The organism is Streptomyces tubercidicus (genome assembly GCF_027497495.1).
GTDB classification, from domain to species: Bacteria; Actinomycetota; Actinomycetes; order Streptomycetales; family Streptomycetaceae; genus Streptomyces; species Streptomyces tubercidicus.
Map to the genome: position 1 here is coordinate 811,327 of NZ_CP114205.1, position 13,311 is coordinate 824,637.

Annotated in this window: 2 protein-coding genes and 1 pseudogene; all 3 read right to left on the reverse strand. The window is 71.9% G+C overall.

Annotated elements, in window-relative coordinates:
- Positions 1–37: 37 nt before the first annotated feature.
- The 3 genes and pseudogenes from STRTU_RS03630 to STRTU_RS03640 all read right to left on the reverse strand — a co-directional run bounded on the left by STRTU_RS03630 (position 38) and on the right by STRTU_RS03640 (position 13,234).
- Positions 38–250 (reverse strand): MbtH family protein, encoded by a 213-nt coding sequence (locus tag STRTU_RS03630; RefSeq protein WP_159742202.1) that lies wholly within the window; start codon positions 248–250, stop codon positions 38–40.
- Positions 247–12,177: pseudogene (locus STRTU_RS03635) on the reverse strand (amino acid adenylation domain-containing protein); the annotation flags it as partial. The pseudogene STRTU_RS03635 and the gene STRTU_RS03630, both read right to left, overlap by 4 nt.
- Positions 12,178–12,292: 115 nt before the next feature.
- Entirely contained in the window at positions 12,293–13,234 is a 942-nt protein-coding gene (locus tag STRTU_RS03640; RefSeq protein ID WP_159742204.1) for a TauD/TfdA family dioxygenase, read from the reverse strand.
- Between the last annotated feature and the right edge of the window lie 77 nt (positions 13,235–13,311).

A 13,311-nucleotide genomic window follows, 5' to 3' on the forward strand; every position in this document is an offset into this window, starting at 1 on the left:
CGCAGGCGCTCGTGGAAGGGGAGGTGGTCCCCTGTCGTCAGTTGTCCGCCATGCGCTGCGCGAGGCTGCGCGGGCGCATGTCGGTCCAGTTCTCCTCGATGAAGCGCAGGCAGGTCTCGCGGGTGTCGCTCGGGTGCGCGACGGTCCAGCCCGCGGGCACGTCCACGGTGTCCGGCCAGAGCGAGTGCTGGTTCTCGTCGTTGACGAGCACCGAGTACGTGCCGTCCGGGTTCTCGAAGGGGTTCGTCATGTCCTGGCTCCTTGGTTGTTCCGGTCTTGGTCTTGCTTCCGGTCTTGGTCTTGCTTCTGGTCTTGGTCTTGCTTCCGGTCTCGGCCCTGGCCCTGACTCCGGCCCTGGCCGTTGTTCCGCAGGGCGCGGGAGACGATCTCTCCCACCGGCCCCAGGATGTGCGGCATCAACATGTCGTCGTGGCGGCACGGGACACGATGTTCGTCGATCCGGCCGGTGGCATGCGCCGCCCAGGCCTCACGGCCCTTCGCGGGTGTGGTCTCGACGCCGTCCCTGCGCAGCGCGGCGGTCAGCAGGAGCAGGTCTCCGCGGAACACGCCGGGGGTGAACGCCGCGCCGATGCCCGCGTTGTGCCGCAGCGTGTGCGCGAAGGTGCGGAGGTCGTCCGCCGTCAGGTTCGCCATCACCGCACCGACCTGCTGGAAGAACGCGCTCAACGCGGCCGGGGTCAGCGGCTCGCCGGTGCCGACGGTGGTGATGTCGGCCGGATCATAACCGGCGTTCGCGGCGATCATCCGCAGCATGCTGTCCTCGTCAGCGGGCACGGCCTCGTCGCCGTCCTCCGCCGCGGCGGGGAAGGCGTCGAGGAGCGCGAGAAGCGCGATCTCCTCGCCCTGCTCCTGGAGTTGGGTGGCCATCTCGAAGGCGACAAGGCCGCCGAACGACCACCCGACGAGGTGGTAGGGCCCGTGGGCCTGCACCGAACGCAGCTGCTCGACGTAGTCCGCCGCCATCGCCACGAGCGTGGCCGGAGGTTCCGCGCCCTGCAGCAAGGTGCGGGCCTGGAGGCCGTAGAGCGGGTGGCCGGGCGGCAGATGGTCCTTGAGGTGGTAGTAGCCCCAGCTGTGTCCGCCCGCGGGGTGGACACAGAAGACCGGCGCCCGCTTCCCTTCCAGGTGCAGCGGCAGCAGGACGTCGCCCTGCGCCTTCGCCGCGCCGCGCAGCCGCTCGGCGAGCCCGGCCACGGTGGGCGCCTCGAAGAAGTCCCTTGGCTGCAGCTGCGCGCCGAGCGCGGCACGGATCCGCCCGATCAGGCGCATGGCGAGGAGCGAGTGCCCGCCGAGGGCGAAGAAGCTCTCGTCGCTGCCCACGCGGTCGACGTCCAGGCCGAGGACCTCGGCGAAGAGCCCGGCGATGATGCGCTCGTGCGGAGTGCCGGGAGCCCGGGTGGATCCGGCGCCGGCGTAGTCGGGCGCCGGCAGCGCCTTGCGGTCCAGCTTGCCGTTGGGCGTCAGCGGCAGAGAGTCGAGGGCTACGACGGCCGAGGGCACCATGTACTGGGGCAGGCGGCGCCCCAACCAGTCTCGTACGTCCTGCTGTTCAAGGACCGCGCCGTCCTCCGTAACGGCGTACCCCACCAGTCGGTGGTCGCCGGGCCGGTCCTCGCGGATCACCACTGCGGCGCCGGCCACACCCGGGCAGGTCGCCAACGCGGCCTCGATCTCGCCGAGTTCGATGCGGAAACCGCGCAGCTTCACCTGGTCGTCGGCGCGGCCCAGGAAGCGCAGGGTGCCGTCGCCGTGCCGGCGCACCCGGTCGCCGGTGCGGTACATCCGCGAACCGGCAGGTCCGTACGGGTCGGCGGTGAAGCGTTCGGCGGTCAGTCCCGGCCGGTTCAGATAGCCCCGGGCGAGGCCGGCCCCGCCGATGTACAGCTCACCGGGCACTCCCGGCGCCACGGGGCGCAGCCCCTCGTCGAGGACGTACACCCGGGTGTTCGCGATCGGCCGGCCGATCGACGGGGCGGCTCCGTCACCGGCACCGTCTTCCAGTTCGGCGGCCGTCGACCAGACGGTCGTCTCGGTGGGCCCGTACACATTGATCACCGAACGGCCGACCTGGCGCAGGGTCCGTGCCAGCGTGGCGGAGACCGCCTCGCCGCCCACCAGCACACGGCGCAGGCCGAGTCCCTTCGCCCCGGGCGCCGCGGCCAGCTCCCGCCACAGCGAGGGCGTCGCCTGGACGACGGTGACTCCGGTCTCGGCGATCAACTCGACCATGGCGAGTGGCTCGTTGGCCACCGCGGCGCCGGGCAGGACGACCGCCGCGCCGTGCAGGAGCGGCAGGTAGATCTCCAGCCCGGCAATGTCGAACGCGATCGTCGTCACGGACAGGAACCGGTCGCTCTCCCGCACATCGACGCGGCTCTTCATGTCGTGCAGGAAGTTGGCGAGACCTCGGTGCGGGACGGTGACGCCCTTGGGGGTGCCGGTGGAGCCCGAGGTGTAGATGACGTACGCCGGGTGGGCGGGGTCGGGCGCGACGGCTGGGTCGGTCGCCTCGAACCCTGCCAACCTGCCCTGTACGTCGGCGTCGTCGAGGAAGACGGCCGGGGCGCCGTCGGCCCAAAGGCCGGCGGTCGTGGCGTGGGTGAGGACGAGGGTGGGGCGGGCGTCCTCGACCATGAAGCGGATGCGGTCGACGGGGTGGTCGGTGTCGATCGGCAGATAGGCGGCACCTGCCTTGAGCACGGCGAGCAGGGCGACGATCAGCTCCGGCGAGCGCGGCAGCGCGAGGGCCACGATGTGCTCCGCCCCCACCCCGCGCTCGATGAGCATGCGCGCCAACTGGTTGGCGCGGGCGTCGAGTTCGGCGTACGCGATGTGGGCACCGTCGGCGATGAGCGCGGTGGCGTCGGGGGTGGCGTGGGCCTGGGCCCGGAAGAGCTCAGGGACCGTGCCGGAGGCGACCTGCGTGGCCGTGTCGTTCCACTGCTCAAGGATCTGGTGCCGCTCGCCGTCGGACAGGACGTCGACCGAGGTGACGCGGCGGGCTGGATCGGCCACGACCGAGCCGAGGACCCGCAGCAGCCGATCCACCAGCGCGGTCATCGTGGCCTGCTCGAACAGGTCGGTACGGTAGGTGAGGGAGCCGACGATCCCGTCCGGGGAGCCGTCCCCGCCCTGCCGCTCGGCCACGCTCAGGGCCAGGTCCGTGCGCGCCGCGTGGACGGCGGCGGGCTGCGCCGATGCCCGCGCCCCCGCGAACTCCAAGGCGGACCTCGGGGTGTTGTTGAAGGCGAGGGTGACTTGGAAGAGGGGGTGGTGGGCGAGTGAGCGGGTCGGGTTGACGGCTTCGACCAGGCTCTCGAAGGGCACGTCCTGGTGGGCGTAGGCGTTGAGGTTGGTCTCGCGGACGCGGTCCAGGAGTTCGGTGAAGGTGGGGTCGCCGGTCAGGTCGGTGCGCAGCACGAGGGTATTGACGAAGAACCCGACCAGGTCGTCGAGTTCTTCTTCGCCACGTCCGGCGACGGGGGTGCCGATGGGGATGTCGGTGCCCGCGCCGAGGCGGTGCAGGAGGACGCCGAGGGCGGCCTGGAGCACCATGAACACGGTGGTCTGGCGGGAGCGGGCCAGGTCGGCCAGGGCCTGGTGCAGTCCGGCGTCGACCTGTACGGGGATGGCTGCGCCCTCGTATCCGGCCTGTTCGGGGTAGGGGTGGTCGGTGGGCAGTTCCAGGCGTTCCGGGAGCCCGGCCAGGGCCCGCTTCCAGTAGTCGACCTGTGCGCTCAGGAGGCTGTCGGGGTCGGTGTCGTCGCCCAGCAGCTGGTGCTGCCACAGGGTGTAGTCGGCGTACTGGACCGGCAACGGCTCCCACGCCGGGGCCCGGCCCTCATTACGCGCCGCGTAGGCCGTGCTCAGGTCACGGGCCAGCGGACCCATCGACCACCCGTCCCCCGCGATGTGATGGATGGTCAGGACAAGAAGGTGCTCGTCCACCACGCCGTCGAGGGTGAGAAGGGCTGCCCGGACGGGGAGTTCGGTGGCGAGGTCGAAGGAGTACCGCACCGCACGGTCCACCGCACCGGCCACCTGTGCCTCGGCGACGGTCTCGACCTCCACCGCCGGCCGCGCCTCGGCGACCGGACGGATGTCCTGATACGGCTGACCGTCCACGTCGGGGAAGACCGTGCGCAGCGCCTCGTGCCGCTCCACCACATCCCCCAGCGCCGCGGTCAGCGCCTCGGCATCCAGCGCACCGGAAAGACGCAGCACCACCGGCACGTTGTACGTCGGGCTCGGTCCTTCCAGGCGGTAGAGGAACCACAGGCGGCGCTGCGCGAAGGACAGCGGCATCCGCTCCGGGCGCGCGACGGGAACCAGTGCCGGGCGGTCCGCCGGGCCGGTCCCCGCATCCAGGGCACGGGCCACGGCGGCGACGGTCGGAGCCGAGAACAGGTCCCGGATCGCCAGGTCCGCCCCGAGCACCGCCCGGATCCGGCCGATCAGGCGCATCGCGAGAAGCGAGTGCCCGCCCAGCTCGAAGAAGCTGTCGTCCAGGCCGACGTGGCCGAGCCCGAGGGATTCGGCGAAGAGTCCGGCCAGGATCTCCTCGCGGCCATCGCGCGGGGCACGGGTGGTGGTCGCGGCGCCGGTGGTGTAGTCGGGGGCGGGCAGGGCCTTGCGGTCCAGCTTGCCGTTCGGCATCAACGGCAACGCGTCCACGACGACCACGGCCGCGGGCACCATGTACTCCGGCAGGCGCTCGGCCAGCTGCGCACGGATTGCGGAGGGTTCAAGAGAGGTGCCGGCCTCGGCGTCCGGCACGACATAGCCGACCGGACGCCGGTCACCCGGCCGGTCCTCGCGAATCACCGCGACAGCACTCGCCACACCCGGGCGGTCGGCCAACGCGGCCTCGATCTCCCCGAGTTCGATACGGAAACCGCGCAGCTTGACCTGGTCGTCCACGCGACCCAGGAAATGCAACGTGCCGTCGTCGTTCCACCGCACCAGGTCCCCGGTGCGGTACATCCGCGACCCGGCAGGCCCATGGGGGTCGGCGACGAACCGCTCCGCGGTCAGCCCCGGCCGGTTCAGATACCCACGGGCGAGCCCGGCCCCGGCAACGTACAGCTCACCCGGCACCCCGGCCGGAACCGGCGAGAGCCCGGCATCCAGCACATACGCGCGTACGTTCCCGATCGGCCGGCCGATCGGCGGCGTGACGGGCCCCGCCAGCGGATCGCTCAGCGTCACACAGACCGTCGACTCGGTCGGACCATACGCATTGACCATCCGCCGGCCCGCCGACCAACGCCCGGCGGCATCCGGACCGCAGGCCTCACCGCCCACGACCACCGTCATCGACGCCGGAACCCGCGCCACGTCCAGCAGCGACAGCGCCGACGGCGGCACCATGCAGTACGTCACGCCCGCATCGCACAACACCCTCGTCAGGGCGTCGCCCGGCGCCAGCTCCTCCGGACCCGCGACCACCAGCGCGGCACCCGACAGCAGGGCCAGGCTCCAGTCCCACGTCGCCGCGTCAAAGCTCGGCGACGCGAACTGCAACACCCGGCTCCCGGGACCCAACCCCAGCTCCGGACCCGACGTCGCCACCAGATTCACCAGACCGGCATGCGCCACGACCACACCCTTGGGCACACCCGTCGAACCCGACGTGTAGATGACGTACGCCGGATGCGCGGGATCCGGTGCGGTGGCCAGATTGCCCGGCTCCAGCGCGGCCAACTCGCCCTGCAGGGCGGCGTCGTCGACCAGGAGAACGGGAGTGCCGTCCACCCAGAGGTCGGCGGTCGCCGACTGCGTCAGGACGAGCGCCGGGCGGGCGTCCTCCACCATGAAGCGGACCCGCTCCACCGGATACTCGACATCGATCGGCAGATAGGCGGCACCCGCCTTCAGCGTGGCCAGCACAGCGACCACCAGCTCAGGCGACCGCGGCAGCGCCAGGGCCACCAACCGCTCAGGGCCCACGCCCCGCTCCACCAGCAGCCGCGCCAGACGATTCGCTCGCGCGTTCAACTCGGCGTAGGTGAAGACCACTTCACCGTCGGCCGACACCACCGCCGCAGCACCCGGAGCCTCGGCCACCCGCGCCTCGAACAGCGACGGCGCCGTCCCCTCCGGAACCTCGACCGCGACCGGACCGCTCCACGCCCCCAGCACCCGCTCCCGCTCACCGGCGGCCAGCAGGCTCACCGCACCGACCCGCTGATCGGCGTCATCCGCCACCGCCGACAGGAGCCGTACGAGGCGTTCGAGGAGCGCGTCCGCGGCCGGGCGGGGGTAGCTGTCGGAGCGGTAGTCGAGACGCAGCCGCAGCCGGGGGCCGGGCACGACGACGAGGCTCAGCGGGTAGTGGGCGGCGTCATGGCCCGTGGCTCCGGTGACCCGCAAACCGATGGCCTCGTCCTCGGCCTTGCCCGTGCGGTCGGCCAGATAGTTCTCGAAGGCGACGACCGTGTCGAACAGGCTGCCGGGACCGGCCGCCCGCTGGGTCTCCGTCAGGGCCAGGTGCTGGTGCGGCAGCAAAGCGCCCTGCTCGGCCTGGACGCGTGCGGCCAGGCCGGCCCACGTGTCACCGGCGTCCATCCGTACCCGAACCGGAACGGTGTTGATGAACAGGCCGATCATGCTCTCGATACCGGGAATCTCGGGCGACCGCCCCGAGACCACGGCACCGAAGACCACGTCGTCCTGGCCGGTCATCCGGCCGATGAGGACGCCCCAGGCGCACTGCACCAGGGCGTTGAGGGTGACGCCCGCGCGGCGTGCCTGGGCGTCGAGTGCCGCCGTCGTCTCCGCATCCAGGTGGGTCACCAGTCGCTCGGGCAGCGGCGCGGACGCCGCGTCATCCGAGGGCGCCGCCGCCAGGAATGTCGGTTCGGCCCCCGCCATCGCCTCGGCCCAGGCATCCAGCGCCGCCGTCCGGTCGCGCTCCGCGAGCCAGGTCAGGTAGTCGCGGTACGGCGTCGCCCTCGGCAGGGCGGAGTCGTCTCCTCCGGACGCGTAGAGCCGGTACAGGGCGAGGAGTTCATTGATGTGGAGAGCCGAGGACCAGCCGTCCGTGAGGATGTGGTGCTGGGTGATGACCAGGCAGTGGCGTTCCTCGCCCAGGCGCGCCAGGGCGAACCGCATCAGTGGCGGCTGCGACAGATCGAAGCGCCGCGCCCGCTCGTCGGCCAGGAAGGCGTCCAGTGCGGCGTCGGCGTCAGTGCCCGCGGCCAGGTCGACCTCCTGCCAAGGGAGCTGCGTGCCGTCCTCGATGATCTGCACCGGCCGGTCAAGGCCCTCGTGGCGGAAGGCCGCCCGCAGGTTGGGGTGGCGCTCCAGCATGCGCCGGCCCGCCGCCCGCAGGGCCTTGCTCTCCACTGGGCCGTCGAGGCGCAGCGCCATCTGGACCGTGTAGACGTCGGGGCCCGCGCTGTCGGCGACAGCGTGGAAGAGCATGCCTTCCTGGAGCGGCGACAGCGGCCAGACGTCGGCCAGTTCCGGGTGGTGCTCCTCAAGCCGGGCGATCTGCCGCTGGGTGAGGTCGACGAGATCGAGGTCACTGGGGGTCCGGCCCGCGGGCGCGGGGCCTTCGGCGTGCGCGCCGATGGCGGCGAGCGCGGCCAGCCAGGCGTCGGCCAGCCCCTGGACCCGGTCGCGGGTGAAGCAGGTCTCGGGCCACTTGAAGGTGGCGCTCAGCTCGGAACCTTCGGCGGAGTCCACGGTGACCGCGTTGATCTCCAGCGGGTGCGGGGCCCGCATCTGCGGGTCGAGGCCGCCGAGCGACGGCTTGCCGGGGACCTGCTGCCAGTCCGCGGTGCCGGGGCCGGGGGCGGGCACGGTGAAGCGGCCGAGGTAGTTGAAGGCGACCTGGGGGTCGGGGAGCTGGGCGAGGGTGCGGGCGGTCTCCGGGTTGAGGTGGCGCAGCAGTCCGTAGGCGAATCCGTTGTCGGGGACGGCGCGGAGCTGCTCCTTGACCTGTTGCAGCGCACGGCCGACCGCGGGCCCGCCGGTGCGCAGGTCGGCGGCGGGCACGGTGCCCGGGTCGATCCTGACCGGCGCCATGCTGGTGAACCAGCCGACGGTGCGGGCGGTGTCGGCGCCGGGGAAGGCGTCCTGGCGGCCGTGGCCCTCCAGGTCGATGAGGGTGGCGGTGTGCCGGGGGTCGTCGCGCCAGGCGGTGAGGGCGAGGGCAAGCCCGGTGAGCAGCACCTCGTTGGTGCTGGAGTGCAGCGTGGCGGGCACCCGGGCCAGCAGCGCCTCGGTGAGCCCGGCCGGGACGGTGACGCGCAGCGACGCCAGTGTGTCGGCGGTGTCGCGTGCGCGCCGGTCGTCGGCGGCGTCATGAGCGTCCTGCGTGCACAGACGCGGTTCGGGCCGGGACAGCATCTCGGTCCACTGCGCCAGCGACGCGGTGGCACCGGCCTCCCCCGCCAGCTCCGTGAGCCTGCGGGCCCACTGCCGGAACGATGTGCCGACCGGCGCCAGCTCCGGTGTCCGCCCGGCGAGTACGGCCGAGCCCGCGACGGCGAGGTCGGGCAGCAGGATCCGCCAGGAGACGCCGTCCACGACCAGGTGGTGGATCGTCAGGAGCAGCCGGCCCGGCTCGTCGGAGCCGTTGTCGAACCAGACGGCCTGCAGCATGACCCCGTCGTGCGGGGCGAGGCGGTCGCGCGCCTGCTCGGCGTGGTGCACGAGGAGCTCACGGCGTCGCTCGTCGTCGAGACCGGCGGTCACCACCTGAGTGAGGTGCGGCTCGACCGGTACCGCGCCGGCCGGCGGGACGTGCAGGGCCCAGCCCGCGGCGCCGTCGCCGTCCCCGTCGTCCTGCCGTACGAGGCGCGCCCGCAACATGTCGTGGTGGTCGACCAGTGTCTGCAGTACGTCGCCGAGCTGTGCGCGGCCGATGCCCGCGGGCACCCGCACCAGCATCGACTGGTGGAAGGCGTCGAAGGGGTGGCCGGGTTCGACGAGCCAGTGCATGACGGGCGTCAGCGGCACCTCACCCACCCCGGTGCGGTCGGCCTCGGTCTCGTCGTCGCCTGGGGCACGGTCGCCGCCGACGGGCCGTGCCCTGCGGGCCAGCGCCTCGGGAGTCTGGTCCTTGAAGACATCGCGGGGTGAGAGGTCGAGGCCCTGTTCGCGGGCCCGGGTCACCAGCACGATGGAGCTGATGCTGTCGCCGCCGAGGGCGAAGAAGCCGTCGTCGACGCCGATGTGGGCGACGTCCATGCCGAGGACGTCGGCGAAGAGGGCGGTGAGCGTCCGCTCCTGCGGGGTGCCGGGGGCGCGGGTGGGGGTGTCACTGCCGTAGTCGGGCACGGGCAGTGCCGTGTGGTCCAGCTTCCCGTGGGGGGTCAGCGGCATGGTGTCCACGACCACCACGGCGGACGGCACCATGTACTCAGGCAGTCGCGCGGCGACGGTCTTCTTCACCTGGCCCACGTCGACGGGCCCGTCGGGCACGACGTAGCCCACCAGGCGGCGGTCGCCCGGCCGGTCCTCACGGATCAGCGTCGCGGCGCTCGCCACTCCGGGGCTCGCCACCAACGCGGCGTCGATCTCGCCCAGTTCGATGCGGAAGCCGCGCAGCTTGACCTGGTCGTCGACGCGGCCGAGGAACTGCAGGGTGCCGTCGGCGTTCCAGCGCACCAGGTCCCCGGTGCGGTACATGCGCGCGCCCGCGGGCCCGTACGGGTCGGCGACGAACCGCTCCGCGGTCAGTCCCGGCCGCTTCAGATAGCCGCGCGCGACACCGGCCCCGGCAACGTACAGCTCGCCTGGCACGCCCGGCGGCACCGGGGAAAGGCCGCCGTCCAGGACGTACGTCCGTACGTTCGCGATCGGGCGGCCGATCGGCGGCACCACCGCCCCCGCCAGCGCCTCGCTCAGCGTGGCGCACACCGTGATCTCCGACGGCCCGTACGCATTGAACATCCGGCGCCCCGCGGACCAGCGTTCCACGATCTCGGGGCCGCAGTACTCACCGCCGACGATCAGCGTCACCGTGCTCGGCATCCGCTCCTCGGCGAGCACCCGCAGCACCGAAGGGACCAGCGTGCAGTGCGTGATCTCCTCGTCCCTGAGCAGGTCGAGGAAGTCGGGTCCCGGCGCGAGCCGCTCCGCGTCGGCGAGGACGAGCGCGCCGCCCGTCAGCAGGGCTGTGAAGAACTCCGACGCGGCGGCGTCGAAGCTGGGCGACAGGAACTGCAGCACCCGGGAGCCGACACCGATCCCCCACTGCTCGCTCTGCGCCAGCGCGAAGTTGGCGAGGCCGTGGTGCGGAACGGTGATGCCCTTGGGGGTGCCGGTGGAGCCCGAGGTGTAGATGACGTACGCCGGGTGCGCGAGGTCGAGGGCGGTGCCCCGGTCGGCGTCGGTGAGGTCGGACGCGTCCAGGCCCGCGAGACGCTCCTGGACCGCGGGCTCGTCGAGGACGACAACGTCCGTGCCGTCCTGCTCCAGCAGGAGTTCTCCGGAGCTGGAGTGGGCCAGGACGAGGCCGGGACGGGCGTCGCGCAGCATGAAGCGGATGCGGTCGATGGGGTAGGTCGTGTCCAGCGGCAGATAGGCGGCGCCCGCCTTGAGCACAGCGAGCAGCGCGGTGATCAGGTCAGGCGACCGCGGGATGGCCAGGGCCACGATCTGCTCGGCGCCGATGCCCCGCTCGACCAGGAACCGGGCCAGTCGGTTGGCGCGGGCGTTGAGTTCCGCGTACGAGATGTGGACGCCGTCGGCGATGAGGGCACTCGCGTCCGGGAGGGCCAGCGCACGCTCCTGGAACAGTTCAGCGGCGGTGCCCGGCAGGGGCGCCGCGGTGTCGTTCCACTCTTCGAGGACAAGGTGCCGCTCGTCCTGCGACAGCAGGTCGAACGCGCTCACGCGCCGCTCCGGGTCGGCGGCGCCGCTCTTGAGGACGCGGATCAGCCGCTCGGCCATGGCGGTGACCGTGCCGTGGTCGAACAGGTCGCTGCGGTACGAGATCACGCCGCTGATCCCGCCGGCGCCCCCGGCGTCGTGCTGCTCAGCGAAGCTGACGGACAGGTCCATCCGCGCGGACTGGAGGCGGACGGCCTGAGGGGCGGCCTTGAGATCGCCGAAGTCCGGGGCGGTGCGGGGGGTGTTGTTGAAGGCGAGCATGACCTGGAAGAGCGGGTGGTGGGCCAGCGACCGGGTCGGGTTGACCGCTTCGACCATGCTCTCGAAGGGGATGTCCTGGTGGGCGTAGGCGCTCAGATTCGTCTCGCGGACTCGGTCGAGCACCTCGGCGAAGGTGGGGTCGCCGGACAGGTCGGTGCGCAGGACCAGGGTGTTGACGAAGAATCCGACCAGGTCGTCGAGTTCCTCCTCGCCACGGCCCGCGACCGGCGTGCCGATCGGAATGTCCGCCCCGGCACCGAGACGGTGCAGGAGGACGCCGAGGGCGGCCTGGAGCACCATGAACACGGTCGTCCGGCGGGAGCGCGCGAGCCCGGTCAGCGCACGGTGCAGTTCGGCGTCGATCCGCACCGGAACGGCGCCGCCGTCGTTCCCCGCCTGCTCGGGATAGGGCCGGTCGGTGGGCAGTTCGAGGCGCTCCGGCAGCCCGGCCAGGGCCTGCTTCCAGTAGCCGACCTGCGCGGTCAGGAGGCTCTCCGGGTCGTCCTCCTCCCCCAGCAACTCCCGCTGCCACAGGGTGTAGTCGGCGTACTGGACCGGCAACGGCTCCCACGAGGGTTCCCGGTCCGCGCACCGAGCCGCGTACGCCGTGCTCAGATCGCGGGCCAACGGCCCCATCGACCAGCCGTCACCCGCGATGTGATGGATCACCAGGACAAGGACGTGCTCATCCATCGCGTCGTCGAGCGTGAACAGGGCGGCACGGATGGGAAGTTCGCCTGCCAGGTCGAAGGAGTACCGCACCGCACGATCCACCGCACCGGCCACCTGTGCCTCGGCGACGGTCTCGACCTCCATCACCGGTCGTGCGACGGCGACCGGCAGGATGTCCTGGTACGGCTGGCCGTCCACATCGGGGAACACCGTCCGCAGTGCCTCGTGCCGCGCCACTACATCGCCCAGGGCCGCCCGCAACGCCGCCACGTCCAACGCACCGGACAGGCGGAGCACCACCGGCACGTTGTAGGTCGGGCTCGGTCCCTCGAAGCGGTACAGGAACCACAACCGACGCTGCGCAAACGACAACGGCACCATGTTCTTCTTGCGTTCCCCTCAGTCACAACAGCAGCTCCAGCGCCGGTCGGTCCCCGCGCGGTGTGGATCCGCATCCGGATCGCGGTGTGGATCCAGATCCGGAAGGCTCAGGTCACCCGGACATGGCTACCAGGACGCGGCGCGGCCCGGTGTACGGGCGGCGGCCGTGCGCCACGGCCACGTTGTCGATCAGCAACAGATCGCCGTCGTACCAGTCCACGTTCACGGCCGCGTCCAGGCCGATGTCGCGCACATGCGCCACGTACTCGTCGGGGATCGGCGTGCCGTCGGCGAAAGTCACCGACTGCGGCAGCTCGTCCGGCGGCAGCAGCTCGGTGAGCATCTCGGCGGTCTCGGCGTCGAGGCCCGCGAGGTGCCACTGGTCGAACTGGTTGAACCAGACCTCCTCGCCGGTGACCGGGTGCCGGACGGTGGCGGGGCGCAGCTGCGTCAGGCGGATGCCGCCGTCCGCTCTCCACTCCCAGGTGACGTCGGCGTCCGCGAGGTTCGCCTCGACCTCGCCCTTGTCGGAGGTCTCGAACGTGTCCTGCCAGCTCCTGCCGAAACCGGCCCCGCTGTGCAGGTTCTGCGTGTAGCGGATCCCCTGGCCGAAGGCCGTTCTGACCTCCTCGTCCAGGGAGCTCAGCCACAGCGTGCCGTCGACCACGGGCGTCGCTCCGCCGGTGGTGGGCTGCCGCTCGCAGTAGAAGGCGAGCCGGGAGGGCCAACGGCGGGCGTAGGACAGCTCGTTGTGCATCGAGATGGTGAACTCGGCCGGGTATTCGGTCGAGGTGTAGACGTTGCTGCCCACCTTGGTGCGGGGCGAGTTGCCGTGGACGTAGGCGAGGCGGTTCGGCAGGAGCAGGTCGAGCGCCGAGTCGAACTGCTCCTTCGAGGTGCCGAAGCCGCGGAAGACGAGGGCCTTGTTCGCCACGAGCAGTTCGCCCGTCTTCTCCGTGTCGCCGATCGCCGCGAGGAGGCCCTCATGGTCCGCGGCCACCCCCGCCGTGTCCGGCGTCACCACATGAGGCGTCCAGTCGCTCGACTCACTCACGCCACTTCTCCTCTGTTCCCTGTGCCTTTCGGCGCTACGGATGTCCCAGCTCGTTCTGCGCGCGGCCGTCGGCCGAC

What these genes read in the sequence shown, in the direction of transcription:
- STRTU_RS03630 (WP_159742202.1), bottom strand. Translation starts at nt 250, where the DNA reads ATGACGAACCCCTTCGAGAACCCGGACGGCACGTACTCGGTGCTCGTC.